Source organism: Bacillus sp. D386, assembly GCF_006346415.1.
In genome coordinates this window covers 966330-991868 of the sequence record NZ_VEMV01000001.1, presented here as the reverse complement: position 1 = coordinate 991868, position 25539 = coordinate 966330, and the positions used below count along the sequence as shown (strand labels likewise).

General features: G+C 36.1%; 26 protein-coding genes and 1 riboswitch. Of the genes, 19 read left to right on the top strand and 7 right to left on the bottom strand.

What is annotated here, in order from left to right:
* The first annotated feature begins 341 nt into the window (after window positions 1-341).
* On the top strand, window positions 342-830 hold the full coding sequence (locus FHY45_RS04840; protein ID WP_139891527.1) for a GNAT family N-acetyltransferase: 489 nt from the start codon (window positions 342-344) through the stop codon (window positions 828-830).
* Window positions 831-1839: 1009 nt separating this feature from the next.
* Window positions 1840-2451: a DedA family protein gene (locus FHY45_RS04835; RefSeq protein WP_066102076.1), complete on the top strand. Its 612-nt coding sequence runs from the start codon at window positions 1840-1842 to the stop codon at window positions 2449-2451.
* A 49-nt stretch (window positions 2452-2500) separates the two neighbouring features.
* On the opposite strand, the gene FHY45_RS04830 is transcribed toward FHY45_RS04835, so the two are convergent.
* Window positions 2501-3439 carry an alpha/beta hydrolase gene (locus FHY45_RS04830; protein ID WP_139891526.1) on the bottom strand — a complete coding sequence of 313 codons (939 nt, stop codon included), beginning with the start codon at window positions 3437-3439 and terminating at the stop codon, window positions 2501-2503.
* 284 nt (window positions 3440-3723) lie between these two features.
* Between FHY45_RS04830 and FHY45_RS04825 the strand changes: the two genes are divergently transcribed.
* The gene (locus FHY45_RS04825) at window positions 3724-4941 is read left to right on the top strand and encodes a BRCT domain-containing protein (RefSeq protein ID WP_139891525.1); all 1218 of its coding nucleotides are present in this window, start codon (window positions 3724-3726) and stop codon (window positions 4939-4941) included.
* A 34-nt stretch (window positions 4942-4975) separates the two neighbouring features.
* Here FHY45_RS04825 and FHY45_RS04820 read toward each other — a convergent pair whose 3' ends face one another.
* The 3 genes from FHY45_RS04820 to FHY45_RS04810 all read right to left on the bottom strand — a co-directional run bounded on the left by FHY45_RS04820 (window position 4976) and on the right by FHY45_RS04810 (window position 6922).
* Complete coding sequence (locus FHY45_RS04820; RefSeq protein WP_066102067.1) at window positions 4976-5386, bottom strand: putative ABC transporter permease; 411 nt, start codon at window positions 5384-5386, stop codon at window positions 4976-4978.
* A 40-nt stretch (window positions 5387-5426) separates the two neighbouring features.
* Window positions 5427-5555, bottom strand: coding sequence for a YpzI family protein (locus FHY45_RS04815; RefSeq protein ID WP_066102064.1), 129 nt, complete (start codon window positions 5553-5555; stop codon window positions 5427-5429).
* A gap of 182 nt (window positions 5556-5737) precedes the next feature.
* Window positions 5738-6922, bottom strand: coding sequence for a NupC/NupG family nucleoside CNT transporter (locus FHY45_RS04810; protein ID WP_139891524.1), 1185 nt, complete (start codon window positions 6920-6922; stop codon window positions 5738-5740).
* 257 nt (window positions 6923-7179) lie between these two features.
* Here FHY45_RS04810 and FHY45_RS04805 point away from each other — a divergent pair, with 257 nt between their 5' ends.
* From FHY45_RS04805 to FHY45_RS04775, 7 genes are all read left to right on the top strand, one after another.
* Window positions 7180-7968, top strand: coding sequence for an HAD family hydrolase (locus FHY45_RS04805; protein WP_066102422.1), 789 nt, complete (start codon window positions 7180-7182; stop codon window positions 7966-7968).
* A gap of 178 nt (window positions 7969-8146) precedes the next feature.
* Window positions 8147-8845 carry a Crp/Fnr family transcriptional regulator gene (locus FHY45_RS04800; protein ID WP_066102056.1) on the top strand — a complete coding sequence of 233 codons (699 nt, stop codon included), beginning with the start codon at window positions 8147-8149 and terminating at the stop codon, window positions 8843-8845.
* 324 nt (window positions 8846-9169) lie between these two features.
* Entirely contained in the window at window positions 9170-9355 is a 186-nt protein-coding gene (locus tag FHY45_RS04795; protein WP_225983653.1) for a DUF1657 domain-containing protein, read from the top strand.
* A gap of 32 nt (window positions 9356-9387) precedes the next feature.
* Entirely contained in the window at window positions 9388-10248 is an 861-nt protein-coding gene (locus FHY45_RS04790) for a DUF421 domain-containing protein (protein WP_139891580.1), read from the top strand.
* A 77-nt stretch (window positions 10249-10325) separates the two neighbouring features.
* Window positions 10326-11141 (top strand): GNAT family N-acetyltransferase, encoded by an 816-nt coding sequence (locus FHY45_RS04785; protein WP_139891523.1) that lies wholly within the window; start codon window positions 10326-10328, stop codon window positions 11139-11141.
* Window positions 11142-11332: 191 nt separating this feature from the next.
* On the top strand, window positions 11333-12034 hold the full coding sequence (locus FHY45_RS04780) for a TVP38/TMEM64 family protein (protein WP_139891522.1): 702 nt from the start codon (window positions 11333-11335) through the stop codon (window positions 12032-12034).
* A 296-nt stretch (window positions 12035-12330) separates the two neighbouring features.
* Window positions 12331-12543, top strand: a complete 213-nt coding sequence (locus FHY45_RS04775; protein WP_066102047.1) for a DUF3006 domain-containing protein — start codon at window positions 12331-12333, stop codon at window positions 12541-12543.
* 174 nt (window positions 12544-12717) lie between these two features.
* On the opposite strand, the gene FHY45_RS04770 is transcribed toward FHY45_RS04775, so the two are convergent.
* Both FHY45_RS04770 and FHY45_RS04765 read right to left on the bottom strand, forming a co-directional pair.
* Window positions 12718-13995 (bottom strand): MDR family MFS transporter, encoded by a 1278-nt coding sequence (locus FHY45_RS04770; protein ID WP_139891521.1) that lies wholly within the window; start codon window positions 13993-13995, stop codon window positions 12718-12720.
* A 241-nt stretch (window positions 13996-14236) separates the two neighbouring features.
* Entirely contained in the window at window positions 14237-15496 is a 1260-nt protein-coding gene (locus FHY45_RS04765; protein ID WP_139891520.1) for an esterase/lipase family protein, read from the bottom strand.
* 247 nt (window positions 15497-15743) lie between these two features.
* Between FHY45_RS04765 and FHY45_RS04760 the strand changes: the two genes are divergently transcribed.
* The 6 genes from FHY45_RS04760 to FHY45_RS04735 all read left to right on the top strand — a co-directional run bounded on the left by FHY45_RS04760 (window position 15744) and on the right by FHY45_RS04735 (window position 20802).
* Window positions 15744-16595: a GRP family sugar transporter gene (locus FHY45_RS04760; RefSeq protein WP_066102037.1), complete on the top strand. Its 852-nt coding sequence runs from the start codon at window positions 15744-15746 to the stop codon at window positions 16593-16595.
* Window positions 16596-16618: 23 nt separating this feature from the next.
* A complete protein-coding gene (locus tag FHY45_RS04755; RefSeq protein WP_139891519.1) occupies window positions 16619-17404 on the top strand; it encodes a glucose 1-dehydrogenase in 786 nt (261 codons plus the stop codon).
* 108 nt (window positions 17405-17512) lie between these two features.
* Window positions 17513-18955, top strand: a complete 1443-nt coding sequence (gene hpaB / locus FHY45_RS04750; RefSeq protein ID WP_139891518.1) for a 4-hydroxyphenylacetate 3-monooxygenase, oxygenase component — start codon at window positions 17513-17515, stop codon at window positions 18953-18955.
* A 275-nt stretch (window positions 18956-19230) separates the two neighbouring features.
* Window positions 19231-19551: a hypothetical protein gene (locus FHY45_RS04745; protein ID WP_066102026.1), complete on the top strand. Its 321-nt coding sequence runs from the start codon at window positions 19231-19233 to the stop codon at window positions 19549-19551.
* Window positions 19552-20369: 818 nt separating this feature from the next.
* Window positions 20370-20558: a WapI family immunity protein gene (locus tag FHY45_RS04740; RefSeq protein ID WP_139891517.1), complete on the top strand. Its 189-nt coding sequence runs from the start codon at window positions 20370-20372 to the stop codon at window positions 20556-20558.
* 10 nt (window positions 20559-20568) lie between these two features.
* A complete protein-coding gene (locus FHY45_RS04735; RefSeq protein ID WP_139891516.1) occupies window positions 20569-20802 on the top strand; it encodes a WapI family immunity protein in 234 nt (77 codons plus the stop codon).
* Window positions 20803-21149: 347 nt separating this feature from the next.
* Here the strand turns inward: FHY45_RS04735 and FHY45_RS04730 are convergent, their stop codons facing one another.
* On the bottom strand, window positions 21150-22316 hold the full coding sequence (locus FHY45_RS04730; RefSeq protein WP_139891515.1) for a pyridoxal phosphate-dependent aminotransferase: 1167 nt from the start codon (window positions 22314-22316) through the stop codon (window positions 21150-21152).
* A gap of 495 nt (window positions 22317-22811) precedes the next feature.
* Window positions 22812-22918, top strand: a riboswitch (SAM riboswitch).
* A gap of 81 nt (window positions 22919-22999) precedes the next feature.
* Between FHY45_RS04730 and FHY45_RS04725 the strand changes: the two genes are divergently transcribed.
* From FHY45_RS04725 to FHY45_RS04715, 3 genes are read left to right on the top strand one after another with little or no spacing between them, the layout of a single operon-like run.
* Window positions 23000-24013, top strand: a complete 1014-nt coding sequence (locus FHY45_RS04725) for a methionine ABC transporter ATP-binding protein (RefSeq protein ID WP_139891514.1) — start codon at window positions 23000-23002, stop codon at window positions 24011-24013.
* Window positions 24003-24674: a methionine ABC transporter permease gene (locus tag FHY45_RS04720; protein WP_066102014.1), complete on the top strand. Its 672-nt coding sequence runs from the start codon at window positions 24003-24005 to the stop codon at window positions 24672-24674. The genes FHY45_RS04725 and FHY45_RS04720 overlap by 11 nt, the downstream gene beginning before the upstream one ends.
* A 20-nt stretch (window positions 24675-24694) precedes the next feature.
* Window positions 24695-25519 carry a MetQ/NlpA family ABC transporter substrate-binding protein gene (locus FHY45_RS04715; RefSeq protein ID WP_077247973.1) on the top strand — a complete coding sequence of 275 codons (825 nt, stop codon included), beginning with the start codon at window positions 24695-24697 and terminating at the stop codon, window positions 25517-25519.
* Window positions 25520-25539 lie beyond the last annotated feature (20 nt).

Sequence of the window (25539 nt, the reverse complement as noted above, 5' to 3'; positions counted from 1 at the left end):
GATTGTATTAAAGGCAAACCAGCTGTGTTTTTTTGCGCGGCTGGTTTTATTTTTAAAGTACTTATGGGCAATATCACTGTATTGATTTTCTTAAAACTCATTTTTCTATCTCCTTCAGCATATAATCGTGTAGTGAAGGAGGTCCGTCCAATAATCGGACAAGCATTTTTGAGGTATTATAAAGAGACATAGATAGTAATCGACGTTTCAGTTCAATCGTAAGATTAAGATATAAACTTTTTCAAACGTGATTCACAGAGAGTTTGTCCCTGAATAAAAGCTATACCCTGTCTATTAACCTGTAACCAGATTTATTAAATTCGCAAAGGAGTAAGCGATAGATGAAACTAAAAATTCGATTAGCCAAGGATTCAGAAACCATGGAGATTATCGAACTATTAAAAGGGGCTGCGTCATGGCTCAAATCTGAGGAAATTGATCAATGGTCTTATTTATTGTCCGGAGGAGAGGGTCTCGATATAGAGCGTGCTATTCTCAACAAAGAGACCTATGTAGCAAAGTATGAAAATAATCTGATAGGGACCTTTACTTTATCATCTGTTCAAAGTGAATGGGATCTCGATTTATGGGGGAATCAAGAGGATAGTTCCATATATTTACATCGCCTTGCTGTAAATAATGAATATAGAGGGCAGGGACTGGGGTGTGAAATAATTCGGTGGATTGAAGAGATATTTTCCGGTCGATATATGTATTTAAGACTAGATTGTGTGTCCAATAACCCCAGACTTAACCAGTTTTATCAGGATTGTAGATTCAAATTGGCTGGATCCACCGAAGAATTTAATAAATATGAAAAATGTATTTAAAAAGGTAAATCAAGAGGAAGCAGTAAAAAGGATTGATAATAAAAGATATTTAGATTTAAAAAAGTTTAAGTATCAAATGTTTGAAGAAATGGTTACGGAATATAGAAATGTTAAGTAATGAGTGAACGTATTAATAAGACATTTTTCTGGAAACTAGCCAACTAAAAAAGGACACCCAAATAGGCATCCTTTGAAAAGTTATTACTACCACGGAAATATGAGATAACACAAACATGCAATTATAGCTAAAACTAAGTTATAGAATATGTATTTATATTTTTTTTGTAGTACAGATATAATTGTTGAAATAATAGCAACTACCACTGCCATAGGAATAGTGAATAAAAATACGCCAAGAAAAAAAGTATCGATATAAACTAGAACAGTAAGTATGGCAGTGATGCTTGTCCATAGGATTGGATTTTTAAGCATAATTTAATCCTCCTCGTATAACTTGGTAATTATTATTTCAATATAATATAATATCGAAAACATTACTTCAATAGATTTTTGAAACCAATTTAAAGCTATTTCGTTATATACTACATACAATAATCTATACATAAACAGATATAGAAAAAGAAGGGCACCAATAAATAATAGGATTGAAAACATAATTATTATGCCCCCTTAACAGCAGAATCACTTCTCTTCGATATTCAATAGATGATACCGACAAGTCAGGAAAGAAAGGGAGTCAAATACGTATCGTGATTTACTCATACGTTGCATAAATTTCCTTGGATTTATATCTGCTGAGTTGACATCCTATAATGATAATAATGATAGACACCAGCAGTAATTTGGAAATATACATCTATATGTTTTTCTTCCTAGCCTATATTATAGGAGAGGCTAAGGGCATTTATTTTACTTTCTCCTAGCTTTATGTTGATATTGTATAATGAAGATTACTATGATTGTCCAAAGAAGGAATATTATGATAGTGCTTTAAAGGTATTTCTGATTGGTCATAACACATAACTGATACATAGAAAGGATGGTCCAATTGGAGTCTTGGATAATGGACTTGATGAATCAATTTGGTTATTGGGGAGTGTTTCTCCTAATTGCTTTAGAAAATGTATTTCCTCCTATTCCGTCTGAAGTGATTTTAACGTTTGGAGGATATATGACACATGAAACTCAGTTAACGGTAGTTGGTGTCATATTGGTATCTACAATAGGTTCGGTTTCCGGTGCAATTATTTTATATTTCATTGGCCGATTGCTTGATGTCAGTCGTTTGGAAAAAATAATTGATCGGTATGGGAAGATCCTTCGTCTTACAAAAGAAGACATTTATAAGGCTGATGCCTGGTTTGATAAGTATGGTATTTGGACAGTCTTATTCTGCCGTCTAATTCCCTTAATTCGGAGCCTAATTTCTATTCCTGCAGGGATGTCCAATATGAATTTTCCATTATTCATTTTGTTTACAACAATAGGGACAGTTGTCTGGAATACCATCCTGGTCAACCTGGGAGCAAGTGTGGGAGAAAATTGGCATGAGATTGTAAACTATATGGACACTTTCTCAAATGTAATCTATGTCATACTCATTGTGCTATTTATCCTGTGTATTGTTTGGTATATTCGAAAAAGAAAAGAACGGAAGTAAACTTGAAAAGCCCTTATTCTCCAGATGAAATGGAGGACAAGGGCTTTTATTATTTGTTTGGCATATAGTTTGTTAAAAATGAACTAACTTTTTCTTCATACAATGCTGGATTTATATCATAGGCATTGCCATGCTCTGCTTTCGGTACTGAATAGAGGTCTTTTTCTGATGGAGTAGCCTCATAAAGCTCATGTACCATTTCAACTGGAACAAAGGTATCAGCTTCACCATGGATATAGAGGATGGGTAAATTTGTCTTCTTGACCTGCTCGATAGCTGAAGCTTCTCCAAAAGAGTACCCTGCCCGGATTTTTGTTAACAAACTAGTAGTTTGGATAATTGGGAAGCTTGGAAGATGATACATTCTTTTCAATTGATAGGATAGAACATCTTTGGCAGACGTATATCCGCAATCGGCAATAATTGCTTTTACTTGATTTGTCAGCTCTTCGCCGCTTGTCATTAAGACAGTAGATGCCCCCATCGAAACACCATGCAGGGCGATGTTTGAATCTTCTCCTTTACGATCGATTATATAATCAATCCATTGAAGATAATCCTTGCGCTCTGGCCAACCAAAACCAATATAATCCCCTTCGCTAGCACCATGTCCACGCGCATCCGGCATAAGCACATTATAATTTAAAGTTTCATGATAATATTTTGCGTATGCAGCCATATTCTTAGCCTTGCCTGCGTATCCATGCGCAATAATAACGGTTTGATTGGTTGGTTCATTAGCTTCCAAATAATAGCCTTTTAATTTCAGACCATCCATAGAAGTGATTGATACAGTCTCAAAGTTTGATTTGCTCATCCATGAAAGTGCCTGTTCCAGTAGAGAGTTGTCGGTTGAGACATCTAAATCTGGATTATCATCTAGAAAATCCTTATCAGAACGATAAACGGCTACTTTATAAAAGTAGAAGCTGGCTGCAGTCAGAATGGCTAGTATGAGTATGGTGATAATCGCAATCCACTTTTTCATAGTCCACATCCTTCTTCTAAGTTGTCATAACAACTATCATACATCGAAAGATGACTTTTTGGTATAAGGTTTCTTTATCTATAATTACCTCAATTATCTATAATGCAGTAAGGATTATGTACCAGTGCGCGACTGAATAAGTGGAAGACCTGTTTGAAGGAAAAAATTGACCGTTATCACAGATAGTAGATGTTAAATTTTCCATAAATAAAATGTTCAAACAACCTGTTAAAATATAGATATACAATTTACAAGTCAAATAGGATTTTATAAAGGAACTGACAATGACTCATACAGATAAATACCAACTACGACTTAAAGAATACTTAAAGCAAGCTGGCAATCCTTTGCTTATCAAATTACTCATCAATGGTTTAACAGTAGAAATGACATATCAAAATGGACTTCTTAATAAGGTAATCATGGTTGATCAAAACCATTTTGAAGTGGATGTAACTCAAGTGGTTCGAATCAGTGTGGATGTCCCTGACAAGATTTTGTTTAAGGGATTATTAAAGGTGAGGGCACATGTCATTCACACCTTCTCGGATTTTGAAAAGTTGAATCGAAATGGCCTGTATTTACATCATAAAGATTTAACGAAAAAAATACTCCAGCAGCAGATGGATTATGAGCAAAGAAAGCTAAGGGTCATTGTTTCAAATATTGTTGATATATTCGGCTTGGATAATGACAGTGGTTATAATGAGATTGAACAGGTAGAGTTTCTAAAGAATCAAGGATTTCACGTGGTCTATTATGAGCAAATTGAAAATAGTATTGAAGGAATTCATTTATTTTACGAGACTTTTATGGAGTATCACCGTCAAGAGATAGGCTATTCCGTATCAGGTCTGCAAATACTTTCTGCTGATTCACATGACTGCAACGAAGGGTTCATATTACCTTTTTCATCTGATGAAGCAATTTTAACAGTTGATGATATTTGTCCTGAGGTAATTCCATCTGGAAGGATTGAGCCTATTGTCAGAATAAAAGCGATTGATCTAGCAGGAGAACGTTATTATTCCCTTCGGATGCATGGATTCTCTTTAATCAAGTTAATGGATATTCGAATTGGCGACCAGGTTTTGATGTCGGATGTACAAACTATTATAGGGGTGGAAATAGAAAAACGGACAGGTACAGAAACTTGCTTTGTCCTACCTGAATTTTGCCCTAATTGTGGGGATAAAGTAAAGAATGATGGTGAGCAACTATATTGTACAAATAGCGATTGCAGGAATAAACCGGTATTCAATCGAGAGCAGCATGGAATAAAAGGTAAGACTGTGGTTATAACTGGTACACTTTCAATAAGAAGATATGATTTCAGGAAATTAATTGAACAAGCTGGTGGAGTACTGGCGGGAGCGGTTACGAACCAAACAGATTACTTATTAATGGGGTCAAAAGGGGTAGGGACAGTCAAATATAGAAAGGCAAAATCTCTTAAAGTGCCTATTATAACGGAAGAACAATTTAGATTGATGATTGAATAGGTGAGGGACCAATGAAGCTCATTGGTCTCCTTTATTAATTTATGCGAAGGTTTGAGTGATTTTTCTGGAATAACCAAGAGTGTAAACGCGGATATAGGATAATTCCAGCTATTGATAAAGGCAACCATAATAGAGCATAGGGTACACAAATTTGTCCATAAAGATTAAAAGGAAGGGCACTATAATCCCATATAGATAGCTTTAGCCATATATTTAAAATAAGACCGGCGCATAGCTCTAGGAAGGTCACTAAAAGAGTACCTGCCAAAGCTTTCAGATACAGCGGGATCTTAATTAGAGTCAGGAACCCAAACAGAGTGAAGCAAATACCACCAAGCACCCCCATTGTCCAATGAGTATGTCCCCTCCATATTAGCTCTACTAACAAATAAAGAGCGCCGCCAATAATCCCGAGGTGTAAGGTTTTCATGAGAGTAAAAAACATTTGGACGCCTCCTGAGAAGAAGTTTATATAAGCTACAAGATTATTGGTCTTTTCGTGCTTCATCAGCTGTGTCCAAACGCGTAGAACCATTATTATGTAGTGCTTGATCACGGTCAGATTCAACGCGCTTGCTGTTTCTCAGCTTCTTTTCTTGTCGGTCTTTACCCATATTACTCACTCCTTTTCGTGGATTAAGCTTAGGGTAACCTTTCTTTGATTTTTCATTACTATTTTTAAAGGGAAAATATACAAGTACAAGTTAGGAGAAATCGTAGGAATAGGGATCGCTAATTTTTATAAAAAAAGATAGGATTCTTGGGTTATCTCCAAGAATCCTATCCGAGGTAATTATTAAATAAATAATCCTACAATTGTAGCAGACAAGATAGATGCCATTGTAGCTACGATGAATAGTTTGAAACCAAATGCGCTTACTTCTTTTGCTTTTGCACCATTGATCGCTTGGATAGATCCGCTAATGATACCAATAGAAGAGAAGTTAGCAAATGAGATTAAGAATGTGGAAATAACAGCAACTGCTTTCTCAGACATGTCAGCCATTAAAGGTTGGAATTGTAAAATCGCAGCAAATTCGTTTGCTAACAATTTTGTACCCATTACAGATCCAGCTGTGATCATTTCGCTTGCTGGAATACCCATAATGAAAGCGATTGGAGATAAGAGATATCCTACAATTGTAGTTAAATCAACTCCAACAATTCCGCCAACAATACCATTTAAAAGTCCTAGGATTGCTAAATATGCAACTAGCATTACAGCAACAATTACGACTACTTTTCCACCGTCTAATGCTCCGGCACCAATGGCTTCAAATACATTTTTTGTTTGAACCATATCGTTAATATCGATTTCAGTATCTTCCTTCGTTGCTTTAACTGGTGTCATGATGGAAGTAATGATTAATGCACTGAACATATTAAGGAAAATAGCGATTAATACAAATTTCGCAGGCAGCATTGTCATATAGGATGCAATCAACGCTGCAGATACGCTTGCCATTGCTGATGTTGAAACAATAAATAGTCTGTTTGAATTTAGCTTACCAATTTGACTTTTAATTGCAAGAATTGCTTCTGATTGACCGAAAAATATAGAGTTAACAGCATTGAAGCTTTCTACTTGAGGTAAACCAGTGATTTTTGAAATAAGTCCGCCAATATATTTGATAATATAAGGAAGAATTTTGTAATGTGTAAGTACAGATAATAATGCAGATGTAAAAATAACAGGCATTAAGACATTTACAAAGAATGGAGAACCTCCTTCAGGAATCCATCCACCAATTACGAATTCGATACCTTCCTGGGAGTAACTTAATAATTTATTGAACGCTCCAGCCACTGCATCAACTATCTTTAAACCGACAGTTGTACCTAGTAATAAGAAAGTTAGAACTAACTGGAAGCCAATCATGATGGCAACAGCTTTAAAATTGATATTCTTTTTATCATTGGAAAATAAATAGGAAATTCCTATTAGCAATGCGATTCCGAGAATACCGAGAATAATGCTCATTAAAAAAACCTCTCAATCTTTTTATTTATTTACAATCATTTTGCTCAATGGCAATAAAAATAACCATCAGCCTTGAAGAATTATACTTATATAACAAACTGACTGACAAGGACATATGTCCCAATAATGACTTTAAAATAAATATAAAAATTTTCTAAAAAGTGAGACCGATGATGGAAAATGCTTTGAATCATGTAAAAGAGGTAGAAGTCATTTATAATAAATTTATAAATAGCATCGAGGAGAGAGGGCATTACATGATTAAATTAATAGCAACAGATATGGACGGCACATTTTTAGATGATCATAACCAATTCCCTGAGGATTTTTATGAAGTTTTTTATAAATTAAAAAAGAAAGGGATTATTTTTGGAGCAGCCAGTGGGCGTCAATATTATAATCTTGTAGAGAGATTTCATGATATAAAAGAACAAATGCTATTTATTGCTGAGAATGGAACATATGTTGTATATAAAGGGGAAGAGTTATATTCTCATACACTAAACCTTGAAGAGGCAAGAAAATTTATAAAAATAGCAAGAACCATTGAGGGAGTACATATCGTCCTTTGTGGGAAAAAAGCAGCCTATATTGAAAGGTCGGAACCAGAGGCACTTGCAGAAGTAAATAAATATTATGCCCGATGTGATTTGGTTGAAGATTTAATGCTTGTAGAAGATGAGATTTTAAAGGTAAGCCTTCTTGATTTCAAGGGGGCTGAGCAAAACAGTGCAACCTTCTTTACTTCATTTAAAAAGGATTATCAAGTGACGATCGGTGGCTATTTTTGGATGGATATTATGAATGCGGGTGCCAATAAAGGCATCGCCATAAAGCGAGTACAAGAGCTTTTAAATATACACCATAATGAAACAATGGTATTCGGTGATTATTTAAATGACCTTGAAATGATGCAAAGTGCTTATTATAGCTTTGCGATGGGAAATGCCCATGATCAAATAAAGGACATAGCCAGATTTGAAACAAAAACAAATAATCAGTCAGGCGTGATCGAAACGATTAAAGAACATATACTGATTGCATAATAATTTGATAGATTTAAAGTAGAGTGACTTTGGTAGAAAAGGTCACTCTTATTTTGGTTGGAAATGATTATATATTTACCATCTCAAATATAAAAGCTATACTTCTACTCGTAATTCGTGATGGAATAGGGAAGATTACTGACAAACGAAGGTTAAATAATTGAAGGTGAAACATCTGATGCAAAAAGCTGAAAGAGAGAAGTTCATTTTAAAGTATCTAAAAAAATATGATATGTGCGAGATTTTTTCTGGCATTGATTTAAATGATATTGATGTTGTGCAAATAAAAAAAGGACAGTTGATTTGTTCTAAAGGCGATGAAATCAATGATATGTATTTTCTCGTTGAAGGAAAAGTTAAAATATATACCATAACCCCTGATGATAAACGCTTAATATTGCGGTTCCAAAAATCATTAGGAATTATTGGCGATATTGAATATATACAAGGTACGCTTGTACTTCATACGATTGAAGCTAGTACTGATTGTCTGGTGTTAAAAATACCGTTTCATACCATTAGACATACTGTAGGTAATGACGCAAGGTTTCTGTCATTTTTACTAGACGTGGTTACACGTAGATTTCGTGCTAAAACTGATGCAGCAACATTAAATCTTTTATATCCTGTTGAAGTGAGATTAGCTAGTTTTTTATTATCAACAACTACAGATGGTGAGCGTCCGGTTTATCATGAAGAAGCTGTAGGTTCAAGTTTAAAGGATATTGCGGATATGGTTGGAACAAGCTACCGACATTTAAACCGTATAATAAAAACCCTTTGCAATGAGGATATAATCAGTAGATCGAATGGTAAATTATTTGTTAAGGATCTCAATAGGCTAAAGGAAATAGCAAAAAATAATATTTATGAATAATAAGTGAAGAGTATATTCAAATGAAATATACTCTTTTTTATTTTTGAAAAGCATACATAAACATAAACAGGGAAACCTTGAAGCTTTAGCGTTAAGTAAAGATCGTGTGTATAATACCGAACATTTTTCCAGGAAGCAATAGCAAAAAACGCCGTAATACTAACCGATTTAATGGAAGAGGAAGATTTAATAGGCCACAAATGAATACTCATATATTCGAACGGCTAATAAAGCCGGCCCTTCTGCATCAAGGACAGTATAGAAGAAATATTAGAGCACATACTAAAATAAAATGGGTAATTACCTTATGTAGTGGAGGTAGGAATGATGACTGTTAAAGCAACAGTAAGGATATGCCTGGCAAATCTTGAAGGAATTGAAGCTAGTCTATCAATTTTAGCGTTAAATACAGAACAAAAAGAGACTGCTGCGGATTTGCATCAGGCAATGTTGCTTGTTGGAGAGATTGTTACAGATATTAAAAAAAGAGTCGAAATATTAACAAGCTAAACTCTTTATCATTCGGAGGATGTGTATTGGAAATGCCAGAATGGTTAGATGTCATAGTAAGATCCGTTCTTTTTTTACTAATTTTATTCTTCATCACCAAAATACTCGGGAAAAAGCAAATAGCCCAGTTATCCATGTTTGAATATGTCACAGGAATAACAATAGGAAATATTGGAGCTGAAGTTGTGACAGGCCTGGATCAAAAAATCCATCTGGGAATCATTGCGATTGTTGCAACAGCAGCTGTTCCTTATGTATCAGGCCGGATCACTCTAAAAAGCAAGAAGTTGCGTGACTTTGTTGATGGCAATGGTACTGTTTTAATGCAGGATGGTAAGGTTTTGGAAGGTAATTTAAAGAAAGAGAAAGTTACTACTGATGAATTACTAGAGATGTGTCGTAAGAATGGTGTTTTTGATATTTCAGAAGTAGATTATGCTGTATTAGAGGCAAACGGAGTATTGAATGTCCTATTGAAAAAAGAAAATAGACCATTAACAGCAAAAGACTTGAATATGAAGGTTCCAAAGGAAAGAGAGCCACAAACGGTTATAATGGATGGAGTAATCTTATCTGAACCACTTATACGGATTGGCAAAAATCAGTCATGGCTGAACAATGAATTAGCTAAAATGAATGTGACATTGGATAATGTATTCATCGGACAAGTAAATACATATGGTGAACTAACAGTCGATTTGTTCGACGATAAGATTCGTGTTCCATCTCCTCAGGAAAGACCCCTATTATATGCCACGATGAAAAAATGCCAGGCAGATTTAGAATTATTAGCACTATCATCAGATGACAATGAAGCAAAACAGATGTATCTAAAAAATAGTAAAAAAATGCAGAAAGCAATTAAAAAGGTCGCCTATATATTAAAGCATTAAGGACAAGGGACATCCAAAACGGAAGTCCCTTGTTTTATTTTTGATATATTTTACAATAAATGTGAAGGGGGAGGGTAATGATGCAAGTAGTAACTAACGAATTAGCAAAGTGGATTGAAGAAGTTGAAACTGACGCATTCTATTCGAGATTATCAAGAATAGAAAAAATTCCGGATAATCCTATGGGTATAGAAATACGGAAGTTCGGTAATGTGATAGCTTTTGTGGCTCAAAATATCCCAGGTCCAGCATTTAACAAAATAAAAGGAATAATGGATAAAGATATTCCTTTATTGAATGAATTGATCCAATTATACAACGATAAAGGGGTTCCAGCGAGATTTGAAATTACCCCTGCACATGCAACATCCATTCTTTATTCGGCCCTTGCAAACCTTGGCTATTTACACACCGATTTTTTAACCAATCTGTATGCTGATCCACAAAAGTTATTAATAGATGGAGATGAAAATTCATCAGTTTCAATACGCGAGTTTAAATCAAACGAATTTGATTTATTTGCAGAGCTGTATATAGACGCTTTCGATATGCCGTTATTTTTAAAAGAAAATATCGCCCGCAATAATGAAATACTGTATGGTATGCCTGGATGGAAATTTTATTTAGCTAATTATAAAGATAAACCTGCGGGCATAGGTGTACTATTTATGGGAGAGAGGGGGGCATACTTAGCTGCAGCAGGAACTATACCGCAGTATAGAAATAAAGGAGTTCAGGGAGCTTTAATACAACGACGGATTATAGAGGCAAAACGAAATAATTGTAAGGTAATAGTTGGTCAGGCGAGCTTCGGCGGTATCAGTCAAAATAATATGGGAAGAGCAGGGGTGAAAATAGCCTATACAAAGTCAGTATGGACTCATCAATCATAAGCTATATTGGAGGCACAAATTTGAGCCTTCTTTTTTTATTACCCGGGAAATGTTATTATAATATTTTTTGAAGAATATGGATTGAATGTATGAATAAATAGTCTATAAGTTTAAATTTTAGGGTATAGGGTAATATGCTGTCTTTCCAGTGCAAACTGGAAAGAAAAAGGCAAAAGAGAAGATGGTGAGAGATGAAGAAAAACATTTATAATCATTTAAATGGCAGAAAAATCTTTATTACTCTTTTACTCCTATTTGCTATTTTCTTTTTTGTTCAAATACAGGAAAGTACCCTTTATAAGGCCATTATAAATGGTAATTACGAATATATAAAAACAGCTGTATTGGACTCCATTCTATATGTCTACGTTTTCATGCTGTTTATCATGATTATCCAGAACTCATTTACAATTATTCCCCTGATTCTCGTGATTACTATCAACATTACTGTATTTGGATTTTTTAAAGGCTTTATTTGGAGCTGGCTTACAAGTGTTCTGGCGGCAATGATCATTTTTATCTTCATTAGGTATCTATTCACTGATCGTTTTTCGTCGAAAATTTCTCCTGAACAATTACAAAAAATTGAAGATAAAGGTGTTTCTTATATATTGGTTGCTAGAGTTACTCCTTTTATACCAACCAGCATCATTAATATAATTGCAGGATTAAGTTCAATTACATTGCAAAAGTTTATATTAGGTACGGCCGTTGGAAACTTTATTTATTTTTTTATCTTGGCCCTTATTCCAGCAGGTTTATATTCTAGTGGAATCAATGAATACGTGATAGTGGCAATAATCATTTTACTCATGTCTGCATCCTACTTGTTCTCCAAGATAAGAAATAAAAGGAAAAATGATTATACTAAATTAATGCGTAATAAATGTTAAAAAGAGGGAAGATGATATACTATCCCTCTTTCTTATTACCTTTTTTTCGTTAATCATTATTAGTGTAAAAGGATTTGTTATTTAATCATAATTAATTGTTTTATGCAATGGCTCTAACTGATATTGTCTATTTTTCGTTGAACCAATTGAGGGGATATTTGGGTGGATACGGAAAAGTCGCAACAAATCCAGCCAATTACTACTCGCCGAGGGAAAAGAGAGAGTCCTTTTTTAAAGACAAATGAGGACATATAACATGCAAATATCTTTTACAAAGCAATAAGGAGGAACAAACGATGATATTAATTGTTAATCGAATAGAAGGTAATTTGGCAGTCTGTGAGAAAACTGATAAAAGTATGGTGGATGTTGAGTTGAGCAAATTGCCTGTTGATGTAAGGGAAGGAGATATCCTTATTGAAAAGGATGGTAACTATAAGCTTGATTTAACGCAGACTGAAAGAAGGAAAAAACGTGTACAAGATCTTTTGGAAGACTTATTTGAATAAATACCTATTTCACTATCTTACGCCGAAAAAAGCTCAAAGCATTTTGCTTTGAGCTTTATTTTCGTGTACAACTACATATTTACTCTGCTAAAGAGGATTCCCTAAACTCAATATAAAACAGATGAGGAATGGGGTTAATTCTCCATTTACCTTAAAACCAGCTTACTTCATCGATTAATCGGTTATGCTCATTGGAGTCTCAATCTCTGCCTCAGTTTCAGGATGTATCCTTCTGTCGAGAGCAGGAACGATCTTGATAAAAATAACAATCCCAGCTACACCGATACCAGTAATAAAAATGGATGTAGCTAAATTGGATAGATACGCACTTAATGTAATCGTTAGAGAACAAATTAAATTGGCCACATTATAGGTTAATCCGTTTACAGCTAAATAAGAGCTCCTCGCATGTTCAGGGGGCAAATTAGCCATATAATTTTGCTGGACGGGCACACGCAATACTTCAGCAACAGTTGCGATGAACATTGCTCCGAATAAGAACCAGATATTATTAGAGTAAGAAATCACAGCATAGCCGGCTACAAAGACAATGCAGCTGGTGATTAATACATTTCGGTCGTTCAAATTAGAAACAAGCTTTGTCGCAAACAGGGCTAAAATTACAACCAAAATCGTATTTTCTGTACGTAAGAACCCGACCATCTCAATCCCGCCAAATTCGATTCCTAATAGATTCTGAATGGATAGATCCTCTGACAGTCTAATACTCATATAGCTTGTTAATTGGAATTCCATTGATAGAACAAAGATTCCTGCTAATACGTATAAGACAAAGAGTTTATCTTTAAAAACAGAATGATAATTTGAAAATAATTGTTTGACATGTTGGGGTGGTGTTTTTTTCTCTGTTTTATTTGGTATGTAGCTTTCTTCAATAAAAAATGTAATTAAGGTCCATGCAATCAATGAAGTAATTGAAAGAGCGAGGAGTAATTCAAAGAAGTATTCTCTAAACATAAATCCGCCAATGGCACCGCCAAAAGCGATGGATAGATTATTTGCCCAATACATAATGGTATACATCGATTTTCGTTCCTCAGGACGGCTGACATCAATCAGCATTGCCTGATTTGCAGGCCCTGCTAAGCCCCAGCATATACTGTTAACAGTCATCATAAAGAATGTAATCAGCGGTTCTGTAAACCATGGTGAATTGCAAATCATCATGGTAACGAATGCTAAAAATCGAAGCGATTCAGCAAATACGATTAATTTTTTTCTGCCGAAGCTATCTGAAAAATATCCTCCAAAGAAATTTATCGCTATGCCGACAAACACATTAATCAGCAATAAAAGTCCCGCCATTTTTACCCCGAAATGTGAAGATAAATAAATCGCCATGAATGGAAATATCATACCTCCAATGGCGGAACTTAAAAATGACTCTATAATACGTATTTTAATTGTACGGTGAAACTGTTTAAAACCCATGGTTGACCCTCCCCTTTTCCCATTATGTAATTTTATAACATTCTGATAATATTTCAATATAAATTAAGAAAACATGGAATATTGTTTCTATTTCTTATTCTATTTTTAAAAATGGAAGATTACATCCGTAATTTTACGGATAGAATCTACAACTTTCGATGGAGCATAAAAAAGCCAAATTCACAAATAAGTGAACTTGGCATAAGCATTTTTTTACTTCCTTTTTTCAAGCAAAGTGCAGTTATTCATCCAATGAGTGTACATTTTCAGCTATATCTTTATAAAGCGGATAAACGTTAAAGGCTGGCGTTTTGCTGCTAAGGCTGAGAATACCGATAAAATCAATATGATCCCAATTGCTCATGATAGGGTAGTAGTTCCATTTCCCTTTTTCTGCTACCCCATTATAGGCTTTTGCTGGTTGTCCAAATGGCGAAAAAGACGAAACCGTACTGACTAATCCATCGTTTGGCCACCAGCTTTTATCTATAATGGGTCCATCTTGTGGATTAGTTCTACTAAATTTCCCTAAGAAACTGGTAGGTTGATGGAGAAACAGATGTGTGTAAGCAGATGGTATATGCTGACCTGTCAAAATACTCTTTTTGGAGGTTTGACCGGTGTAGGAGAAATAATAAACATCTGATTTTGTCTCTACCTTTTGATTAAGTACAGCAGCCCCTGGTGTACTTAAATCATATGCACTTATATCAGTACTCTCCCAAATCTTACTGTTAATGACTTTGGAGAGATACGATTTAAAAGACTCCCCGGGTTCTCTGCGAATTCCCCAATGGTCCAATTTAAAATCATATACTAAGTTTTCTTGGCTGATCCCTGTAACACTGGCGACATTAATGATTAGATCTTTAACAAAAGATATTATTCTATTTTCATCATCTGCATATGTTGTACCGTTATGTGGGGTAGCAATGCTGCTCACACTGTGCACCCACGATTTATTGCCTTCAAAAAGAGAGGACATACTTTCATTCGGGTGGACCTGATGATAGTCACGTTCTTCTGCACTGCCGTCTTCTAGAAGATCAACTAAACTGCGTGTTGTTAATCCTCCCATGCTGTGGCCTACAAGGTGAACCGGATGATCAGCATCCCACTCAGGGTAGACCCCTTCATAGGTGCGCCCATAACGTGAATGTCCATGCTGTTTGGCATGGGACGCTCCGTAATCTACCGTGCCGCCTTTAATATAATAATAGAGTTCTACTGAACGATCATAGTTGCTGGCTACTGGACTGACACTTGCTACAAATGTTTGATGGCCCATGCTTTCTAAGTACTCCGGAACATCCTTTAGTCCGCCCCAATAATTGTAACCTAAAAATTCGCCTTCTCCCCATCCACCTAAACCATGGACAAACACGATAGGATAATCATTGCCTTGGTTTTCAGCGGCACTCGCCTTTGTCTGTGGCAAAAAAGCAAAAAAGCTAATGATTAATCCTGTGACCAAAATAAGATTTGTTACTTTCGATTTCAAACCAATTCCTCCTTAAAATAAAAAGTAGTCCATGACAAAGCGACGGGGTTCGAGTTCTTGCGAAGGAGTATTTTGATAATTCTGTCAATTATTACTATATGTTAGCGCTTACATAATAAGCAAGTGGAAAATTATGAATTAAATATAAATAGGAAATTCAGCCTAACGTTTCCGGATAGGTAAATAAGGGTATTTTACAGCCATATAAAAGTAAAAAGATTCTATAAGGGTAGAAAGTGGGATATGTATGTCGGGAATATTACTAGCATTATTAGCTGCTGTATGCTGGGGCAGCTTGGTATTAATTAGCGTAAAACTTGGTGGAAATGCTTATAGCCAAACATTGGGAATCACATTGGGTGCATTTCTCTTTGCTGTAATTATGTTGTTTTTTTCTGAACCTGTATTTAATCCTACAGTTTGGATTGTAGGGTTGATTTCAGGAGGACTGTGGGCAATTGGGCAAACAGGGCAGTTTATTAGCGTCAAGTATATAGGTGTATCGAAAACAGTACCCATTTCAACGGGCATGCAATTAATCGGAACTTCTTTATTTGGTTTGATTGTTTTTAATGAATGGAGCACGAAGGCTCAAATTATTATGGGGATACTGGCTCTTTGCTGTTTGATTGCAGGCGTGATTCTTAATTCAGTCGGAAATGATAGCGATGAAGAAGGAAGTCAGTTAAAAAAAGGCTTAATCACTCTGACATTATCATCATTAGGGTATATAGGCTATGTTGTTATTATCAGATGGTATGAAATTGATGGCTGGTCAGCTATTCTTCCGCAGGCTACCGGAATGCTAATTGTTGGTCTTGTAATAGGCTTTTGGAAGCATGCGTTTGATAAATATACAGTGAGAAATATGCTTTCGGGGCTTGTTTGGGCAACGGGTAATATTGCACTTCTTCTGTCAGTTCCAAAAATCGGAGTAGCCACAAGTTACTCTCTTTCTCAAACTGGTATTGTGATTTCCACGCTTGGGGGGATTTTCTTATTAGGTGAGAAAAAGGATAAGAAAAGGTTGATAATGGTCATCGCAGGCTGTCTCCTTGTTATTGCCGGAGGCGTTATATTGGGATATACCAAAAAATAAATAGTGGAGAGGAGAAACGTACTATGTATAAAGATTTAGAAGGTAAAGTTGTTGTTATAACTGGAGCAAGTAAAGGGCTTGGAAAGGCCATGGCCCTTCGTTTTGGGGAAGAGAAAGCAAAAGTAGTTATTAATTATCGTTCAACTGAAAAAGATCTAGATGAGATTGTTCGAATCATTAAAGCCTGTGGTGGGGACGCCATCACTGTTCAGGCGGATATTTCGAAAGAAGAGGACGTTAAAAGGTTAATAAATGAGGCAGTTGAGACATTTGGTACACTTGATGTCATGGTTAATAATGCTGGAGTTGAAAATGAAATGCCTTCACACGAATTAAGCCTTGAAGATTGGAATAAGGTTATTTCCACGAATTTAACAGGATGTTTTTTAGGAAGCAGAGAAGCCATTAAGTATATGGTTGAACATAAGATAAAAGGTTCCGTCATTAATATGTCATCTGTACATGAGCAAATTCCATGGCCCCATTTTGTCCACTATGCGGCAAGTAAAGGTGGGGTTAAACTAATGAGTGAAACGCTTGCCTTGGAGTATGCTCCGAAAGGAATTCGCGTAAATAATATATGTCCGGGCGCAATCAATACACCTATCAATGAAGAAAAATTCAATGATCCTGAAGCGAAGAAACAGGTCCTTGATCTTATTCCGATGGGGTATATCGGTAAGCCTGAAGAGGTTGCAGCATGTGCAGTTTGGCTCGCTTCTAAGGAATCAAGCTATGTGACAGGATTAAGCTTATTTGTGGATGGTGGAATGACACAATATCCGGGTTTCCAGGCAGGCAGAGGATAAACATTCCTAAAAAGTCCAAGCCCTTTGGATAATTATTAGACATTCGTACATACATTATGATGGTATGTACATAGTCTACTGTATCTGAATATATAAGGGTGGAGTTTTATGCCGACAAGATCTGGATCGGAATACATCGAAAAAATAGATAATCTTCATTCATCGATATGGATAGATGGACAAAAAGTGAATGGTAAAATTTCTGAACATCAAGCTTTTAAAGGAGTCATAAAGAGTCAGGCGGCATTATATGATTTGCAATTAAAGGAATCCAACCGAAATATCATGACATTTCGTTCACCTGTTACTGGCAATCTGGTTGGGACCTCTTTTTTGGAACCAAAAACAAAAGAGGATTTAGAAAAAAGAAGACTAATGACACAAGTATGGGCTAAATCGAGCGGGGGGTTTTTGGGCAGATCACCCGATTACATGAATACTGTGATGATGTCCTTTGCTTCTGCCGCGGCTATTTTTTCTGAGCAGGATGAACGTTTCACTAAAAACATGCTGACGATATTTGAGAATGCCCGCGAGCAAGATTTATCTTTCACCCATACTTTTATCAATCCACAGGTAAATCGCTCATCCTATTATGTTGAAAATTTTACCCAGACAATATCTGCGCAGACGACAGAAATAAAGGATGATGGGATTGTTATTAATGGAGCTAGGCTTTTAGCCACACAGGGAGGAATTACGGATGAATTACTGGTATTTCCTTCTAATGGTGCTAGCCATAATAAAGATTTTGCGTATGGATTTTCCATTCCAAGCAACACGCCGGGACTGAAATTTATATGCAGAGAACCATTTAGCTACCGTGATTCGGCATTTGATCATCCGCTTGGTTCCCGTTTTGATGAGGTGGATTCCATTGTCGTGTTTGATCAGGTATTGGTTCCCTGGGATAGAGTGCTCTTTTATGAGAATCCTCTTATAGCTCAGAAAATTTATCAGGAAAGCAGCTTCCATTTACTGGCTGCGCATCAGGTTACAAGCAGGAGAATCGTCAAGCTGAAGATGATTTTGGGGCTTGCTCAAAAGCTAATTGATTCCATTCAGGTGGGTGAGTATCAGCATATACATGATAAAATCAGTGAAATATATGTTGGTTTGGAATCATTAAAGGCGTTGCTGCTTGCATCTGAAGTAAATGCCAAGGCGGATAAGTGGGGAACGATGGTACCGGATGTAAATCCGTTACAGGCATCCATTTTATTGTTTGCTCGTTTGTATCCAAGATGTACAGAAATACTTCAATTAATCGGAGCGAGTGGGCTTATGGCCATTCCAACAGAAGCTGATTTTTCATCAGAAATCGGTGCGGATCTTGATTTGTATTTGCAGGGAGCCATCGTTGGAGCAGAAGAAAAAGTGAAGATTTTTCGGTTGGCATGGGATATATCCATGAGTGCTTTCGGATCGCGGCAATCCCTGTATGAACGATTCTTTTTTGGCGACGCAGTCAGATTGGCTTCAGGGCTCTATATGAGTTACCCAAAAGAAAAATATGTTAAATTAATTGATCAATTTTTAACTGAATACTAAGAGGGAGGACAGTTATCGGATAATGATAGCTGTCTTTATTTTTTGTGTTTTTGCACATCAACAAGTCTACATTAATCCATACATGGAATAAAATTGATGATTTTGTGGAAAATAGCTGATTTTTGTAACATTTAGTAATTAGTGGGATGACTTGCAAATCGATTAGAAACTAAATTGATTATTATCTTAATATAATAGTAGGTATTGTAAATTATCTGTTTTTAATTAATAATTAGAGTATAATTTGTAACGACTTTTTATCGGAAGGGAACCAAATGAAAGTGAGCATTAAAGAGGAATATGAGAAGCTAGATGTTTCCATGGGACAGATAAAGTATGCAAAGAGAATACAAAAATTGTTATGCGAAAGATTGGATATGGAATTGCCAAGCGAGTATGAGCTATCTGAAATTGTGGTGGAACAGGCTTTGTTTACTTATATAGATATATTAGAAAAATATTATCGCTTGGATGGAAAACCGTGGGAAGAGTTTTATGCAATATATCATGGAGTAACTAATGTTCCTAGACAATTAGAGGACTTTAAAGAACAGAAAAAAGGGACTTTGCAACTTTTAAGAAAAAGGGAGAGCTAATCCTCAGCTGAAGTAAAACTTTGAGGAAAAAGAAGCACTTAGCTAATGCTAACTCTCTTTGTGAAAGAATAAACTGAAACTATCGGGAGTACCCGCTCCAATATCAGAGCTGTGATGTAGTGACCCCAATAAGTTAGAAATCTGACTTTTGGGGTGTAATACTGATCAGCTCTTTTTTTGCTATGCAGCTAGGGGCAGTATATTTCAATGGAGTATGGATATTTATGTTAAAGTGAACATGTAGGGAGGAGAGATAGTTGGTTTATTTCGCAAAGACTCAAAGAGTAGCATTATGGTATATAATGCTATTAATGATATTGACAATTTCAATAAATGACTTTTTCGATTGGTTATTATACTTCCAAATGATATTTTCTTTAGTTATTCTTGTTTTATTATGTATCAGATATAAATTTGTGATAAATAATGACTATTTGACGTATCAAATATTGTTTTTTAAATGGCCTTTATATAAAACAAGTATATTTCCCCATCAAATAAAACAGATTAAATTTAAACGAGTCAATTGGTATACCAAAGGTGCTTTTATGCAAGTTAAAAAAGGACTTACCATCCGAATTGTAAATTTCAATCCCAACGACGTTTTCAAAGAATTAGTTGATTTTGCTAACAAACATGGTATTCCATATTCTAAAACGAAAGATTATATAATTATAGAAAAATAGTCTTATTCCCTAACGAGGGTATTACTTTCATATCAAGGGCTGGTTGATCAGCTCTTTTTTGCTATTCGGTTAAAGGAACAGATTAGTACAAGATGACCAAAGCTAATAAGTTATAGAATATGAGGTGGTAAAATGAAATTCCATCTATTGGGAGAAAAAGCTAAAGTAGAAATAGATATCATAGCTCGTGAATATCCGAATAGCTTTGATTATTGGGATGGAAACTGGGTTATTTCAAACGTGAAAGTTGAAATCCCTGGATATTATGTTGATTTTATTGCTAGTTTAAGAACTGATGACATTAGTGATTTTTTTAAATGATTTGAAGTTAATGAATAAGGATTTATCGGGTAAAGCTATATTGAAAAATTTAGATAGCTTTATTTATTTTGAATGTGAAATGGATAAGTTGGGGCATATAGAATGGTCTGGAGAGACTTGTTATCCGACAGGAAGTGGTGCTGTATTATCCTTTGAATTTTTATCAAATCAATCATATTTAGATGATTTGATTAAAGAATTAGAGAATATAATCTCTCTATATCCAGTTATAAGTAAACCGTAGCTATTGTATTAACAGGTCAATAGCAGAAAATCAAGGCTGGCATGTTGACGGTCTTTTTTTATGCTCCCCATTAGGTAAGACAGTTTGAAAAATCTGGCTTACCTAATGGGGAGTTTTTCTGTGCTCAAAAAAAAAGAACGCTGTATTGATCACATGGGGCGATTCATTTTGGGGCACAGTAAAATAGAATAGTATTATTAAAAAAACGAATTTTAAAAGAGGCGTTAATAGCATCTGTAACAACGTTATCAATAGAGATTGAGCGGCAGAACCCCTTAGAATTCAGGGTTCTGCTTTTATTATATTCATTGTTTACTAGACAGGGAGCAGTTCAATACCGCAGTTGTTTAAGTGAATATTCCTAGCTTTCCAATACGTTCAATAGCTTCTATTAGCCGGTCTTCGTCTACTAATAAGCCGACACGAATGTAGCCTTCTCCGTATTCACCAAAGCCTTTTCCTGCTGCAACGGCTACATCTGCTTTTTCAAGCAAATAATCAGCAAAGCTCTCGCTCTTGAAACCGGCAGGGACAGGAAGCCAAGCAAAGAATGAACCAGTTGGGGCTTCGACTTTCCAGCCGATTTTATTGCAAGCGCCAATGAGGGAATTTCGTCGTCGTTCATAGCGTTCGATAAGCTCTTCTACGCAGGATTGCTCCCCTGTCAAGGCTGCGATTGCCGCTTTTTGTACAGCAGGGAAGAGGCTGACGTAAAGATGATCTTGAATGAGATTGAGTGCTTCGATGATAGCTGGGTTTCCGATAGCAAAGCCAACACGCCAGCCTGCCATATTGTAAGTTTTCGAGAGTGTGTACATTTCAATGCCGACTTCTTTTGCACCCTCCGTTTCAAGAAAACTGATAGGTTTTTGTCCATCAAAGCCAATAGCTCCATAGGCAAAATCATGAAGTACGGTAATGTTATTTTCTTTTGCAAATGATACTGTTTTTTCAAAAAAAGCATGATCTGCGGTAGCTCCGGTAGGATTATTTGGGTAGTTTAAATACATTAGCTTTGCATGGGTCCTTTGTTCTAAAGGGATGCTTTCATAATCCGGCAAAAATTGATTATCTTTTGTTAGTGGAAAAGTTTCATAGTTTACGTTTGCTAATACAGCTCCAGATAAATAGTCGGGATAGCCTGGGTCTGGCAAGAGCATTAGCTCTCCATCGTTGAGCAAGCACATTGGTAGCTCAACTAGTCCGGCCTTCGTTCCAAAAAGGATGGCAACTTCAGTTTTAGGGTCAACCTCGACGCCATATTGCTTGTGATAAAATTGTGCTGCCGCTTCTTTCAACTCTTCCAAACCCCGAAATGGAGAATATTTATGAGTTTGTGCATCTTCAGCCGCCACTTGCAGGGCTTTGACGATATGCGCAGGAGTAGGTTGATCAGGATTTCCTTGTCCGAGATTAATAATGTCTCTGCCTTCAGCTATAGCGCTGTTAACTTTTAGGACAAGTGTTGCAAAAAATTGGACTGGCAGTTTTTTTAAGCGTTCTGAATATGTCATATAATTCACCTTTACGAAGAGAATATAGTTTTGAATATTTAAATAATAGATAAAATTCTATAACCTTTATTTAGAAATGTCTATAGTGAGCTGAAAGAATTTGAATATAGCGGTAGTAAATGGTTATTAGATTTGCTGAGTCATAGATTATAGGGGAACGTTTGATGAAGTGGGTGTGGTAGCTTTTTCAGAAATGATTGTTTTTCGGAAAATGTGAAATGTGGAGACTATACATTAAATGAGCTTGTTTGGCAGATGAAAATAGTGAGCGATGAAAGTGTTATTCAGTCGGCTTGCGAAAATGTAGAGTTTTACATTATCGTCAGTTCAGCCCTACGAAGAAGAATGGGGAGTTTTTTAATCCGATGTATGTGGATTGGAATATTTTATTGAAATTGCAATGATGAAAGCGGTTCAACAGTTTACGTCAAAAAGGTTTTTGTTGACAGACTATTCTGAAGTCTGTAATATCATAAACAAATCAAATAAAGCTATAGCTTATCGAGAGCGACCGAGGGACTAGGCCCTATGACGTCCGGCAACCCCCTTAATAGGGAAGGTGCCAATTCCTGCAGAATGTATTACATTCTGAAAGATAAGTCGAGATAGATGTATTTCGATGCCCCTTTCAGATGAGAGGGGCATTTTTGTTTCAAAAAATGTGTAGAGATAGAGGTTGGCATATGATAAAAATTCAGAATGTTAATAAGATTTACAAAACTAAAAGCGGTATAGTAAATGGAGTTGACAACGTTTCCTTAACAATTAAAAAAGGCGAGATATTCGGGATTGTCGGGTACTCAGGAGCAGGTAAAAGCTCGCTGCTACGCTGTATTAATTTGTTGGAGCGTCCAACATCGGGAAATATCACAGTTGATGGAATTGATCTGGCTAAGTTGAGAAGCAAGCAATTGCGTCATGCACGCTTAAAAATCGGGATGATTTTTCAGCACTTTTATCTTATTAGCCAGAAAACAGTTTTTGAAAATATAGCTTTTTCTTTAAAGGCAGCAAAAGTGCCGCAGACTCAAATACAAGACCGAGTAGAAGAACTGTTGAAAATGGTCGGATTAGCTGAAAAGCGTGAAGTGTATCCTTCGCAGCTAAGTGGGGGACAGAAGCAGCGTGTAGCGATTGCAAGGGCGTTGGCGAATAACCCGACAGTACTCCTTTGTGATGAGGCGACCTCAGCACTAGATCCGACGACAACGAAATCAATATTGAATTTGTTGAAAAAAATCAATAAGGAGCTCAATATTACGATTGTGTTGATTACACATGAGATGAATGTAGTAAAGGAAATTTGTAATCGAATGGCGATTATGCAGGATGGCAAGGTCATTGAGGAAGGCTCGGTGTATGATATTTTTGCTAAACCCCATGCCGATCTTACGAAGGAATTCATTAACAGTGTTGTTTCGTTCGATATACCTGACGCTATTTACCAAAGTTGCAAGGGTCCGATTGTCAAGGTGACGTTTAGGGGAACGGTTGCCGGTGAGGGAGTCATATCGGATACGCTTCAGCAATTTAATGTAAAAGGCAATTTTCTTCATGGCTCAATTGAATATATTCAGGAATTGCCTTTAGGTATTTTTATCATGGAGCTTCGCGGACAGAAGGAAGAGATTAATAAAGCGATATCTTATATAGAAAGTCGAGAGGCAGAAGTGGAGGTGTTCCAACATGGGCTTTGATTTCAACCACTTTATAGAGCTTATTCCTGAAATTAACACAGCATTTTTGCAGACGATTTACATGATTTCCATTTCTTTAGCTGTCGCAATCGTGATTGGTTTACCAGTTGGAATTCTATTATATGTGACAGAAAAGGGTTTATTTTGGGAAAACAAAACGGTTCAGAGGATATTAGGATTTGTCGTCAATTTGGTCCGATCAATACCATTTATTATTTTATTGGTTGCTCTTATGCCATTGACCGAATTTGTTGTAAAGACAACGATTGGACCAACAGCTGCTAGCGTATCGCTGTCAGTCGCAGCTATTCCGTTTTTTGCGAGAATCGTTGAAACGTCTTTACGAGAAATTGATAAAGGTGTTATTGAAGCCGCGATAGCAGCTGGTGCGACACCGTGGATGATTATTAAGGAAGTACTATTGCTCGAAGCGAGATCAGGTATCATTTCGGGTATTACACTTACATTAATTAGCTTGATTGGGTTTTCTGCTATGGCAGGAACGGTCGGTGGTGGCGGTATTGGTGATTTAGCGATTCGCTATGGGTATTATCGCTATGATAATACCATTATGATTGCAACTGTTATTATTTTAATCGTATTGGTTCAGGTTATCCAACTTGCCGGTGATTTCATCGCAAAAGTTATAGATAAAAGATAATAGAAAAGGGGAATTATTTCATGAAAAAGGGGTTAACAGCATTTATTTTATTCTTAGTGGTAGGTACATTGGCAGCTTGCAGCGGCAATGAAAGCATTGAGGATGCAAGCTCAGAGTCAAAGGATATTAAAATTGGAGCTACTTCTGGTCCTTATAGTGATATGGCAACGAAAGCAATCAAGCCAGGCTTGGAAGAATTGGGATACAAAGTAGAAGTGGTGGAGTTCAGTGATTATATTCAACCGAATAAAGCGTTAGATGGTGGAGATATTGATGCGAACCTTTTTCAGCATACTATTTACTTGGAAAACTTTGAAAAAGAGAACAGCATGGATTTGACAGGGTTAATTAAAGTACCGACTGCGCCGATGGGTATTTATTCAAACACGTATAAATCTTTGGATGAAGTGAAGGACGGAGCGACGATTACAATTCCGAATGATCCGGTAAATGCAGCTCGCGCATTCAATACACTTCAAGATGAAGGATTAATTGTAGTAGATGAAAATGCAGAACCCCTTAAAGTTTCTGAAAAGGACATAATCGAAAACAAGAAAAACTTAAAATTCCAGCCGCTAGAGTCAGGACAGCTACCTCGATCTATTGACAGTGCAGATTTATCAGCAGTACCAGGAAACTTCGCATTAGCTGCAGATATGGACTTATTAAGTGCATTAGCGCTTGAGAATATGCTTGATCCATATCGAAATTTAGTGGCTGTAAAGGCTAATAATGATGATTCACAGCTAGCTAAGGATATTTTATCAGTGGTAGAATCTGATGAATTCGAAAAAATAATCGATGAAGAATTTGTCGGCTTCGGCAAGCCTGAATGGATGAAATAATAAGAAAAAATGTCCTCAGT

Coding starts and splice junctions, on each gene's coding strand:
- FHY45_RS04820 (WP_066102067.1), bottom strand. CDS start 5,386: ATGTTTTTTACTCTCATGAAAACCTTACACCTCGGGATTATTGGCGGC.
- FHY45_RS04745 (WP_066102026.1), top strand. CDS start 19,231: ATGAAAGTGAGCATTAAAGAGGAATATGAGAAGCTAGATGTTTCCATG.
- FHY45_RS04800 (WP_066102056.1), top strand. CDS start 8,147: ATGCAAAAAGCTGAAAGAGAGAAGTTCATTTTAAAGTATCTAAAAAAA.
- FHY45_RS04725 (WP_139891514.1), top strand. CDS start 23,000: ATGATAAAAATTCAGAATGTTAATAAGATTTACAAAACTAAAAGCGGT.
- FHY45_RS04755 (WP_139891519.1), top strand. CDS start 16,619: ATGTATAAAGATTTAGAAGGTAAAGTTGTTGTTATAACTGGAGCAAGT.
- FHY45_RS04785 (WP_139891523.1), top strand. CDS start 10,326: ATGATGCAAGTAGTAACTAACGAATTAGCAAAGTGGATTGAAGAAGTT.
- FHY45_RS04795 (WP_225983653.1), top strand. CDS start 9,170: ATGATGACTGTTAAAGCAACAGTAAGGATATGCCTGGCAAATCTTGAA.
- FHY45_RS04740 (WP_139891517.1), top strand. CDS start 20,370: ATGAAATTCCATCTATTGGGAGAAAAAGCTAAAGTAGAAATAGATATC.
- FHY45_RS04775 (WP_066102047.1), top strand. CDS start 12,331: ATGATATTAATTGTTAATCGAATAGAAGGTAATTTGGCAGTCTGTGAG.
- FHY45_RS04720 (WP_066102014.1), top strand. CDS start 24,003: ATGGGCTTTGATTTCAACCACTTTATAGAGCTTATTCCTGAAATTAAC.
- FHY45_RS04810 (WP_139891524.1), bottom strand. CDS start 6,922: ATGAGCATTATTCTCGGTATTCTCGGAATCGCATTGCTAATAGGAATT.
- FHY45_RS04790 (WP_139891580.1), top strand. CDS start 9,388: ATGCCAGAATGGTTAGATGTCATAGTAAGATCCGTTCTTTTTTTACTA.
- FHY45_RS04730 (WP_139891515.1), bottom strand. CDS start 22,316: ATGACATATTCAGAACGCTTAAAAAAACTGCCAGTCCAATTTTTTGCA.
- FHY45_RS04715 (WP_077247973.1), top strand. CDS start 24,695: ATGAAAAAGGGGTTAACAGCATTTATTTTATTCTTAGTGGTAGGTACA.
- FHY45_RS04840 (WP_139891527.1), top strand. CDS start 342: ATGAAACTAAAAATTCGATTAGCCAAGGATTCAGAAACCATGGAGATT.
- FHY45_RS04825 (WP_139891525.1), top strand. CDS start 3,724: ATGACTCATACAGATAAATACCAACTACGACTTAAAGAATACTTAAAG.
- FHY45_RS04735 (WP_139891516.1), top strand. CDS start 20,569: ATGAATAAGGATTTATCGGGTAAAGCTATATTGAAAAATTTAGATAGC.
- FHY45_RS04760 (WP_066102037.1), top strand. CDS start 15,744: ATGTCGGGAATATTACTAGCATTATTAGCTGCTGTATGCTGGGGCAGC.
- FHY45_RS04805 (WP_066102422.1), top strand. CDS start 7,180: ATGATTAAATTAATAGCAACAGATATGGACGGCACATTTTTAGATGAT.
- FHY45_RS04830 (WP_139891526.1), bottom strand. CDS start 3,439: ATGAAAAAGTGGATTGCGATTATCACCATACTCATACTAGCCATTCTG.
- FHY45_RS04815 (WP_066102064.1), bottom strand. CDS start 5,555: ATGGGTAAAGACCGACAAGAAAAGAAGCTGAGAAACAGCAAGCGCGTT.
- hpaB (WP_139891518.1), top strand. CDS start 17,513: ATGCCGACAAGATCTGGATCGGAATACATCGAAAAAATAGATAATCTT.
- FHY45_RS04780 (WP_139891522.1), top strand. CDS start 11,333: ATGAAGAAAAACATTTATAATCATTTAAATGGCAGAAAAATCTTTATT.
- FHY45_RS04770 (WP_139891521.1), bottom strand. CDS start 13,995: ATGGGTTTTAAACAGTTTCACCGTACAATTAAAATACGTATTATAGAG.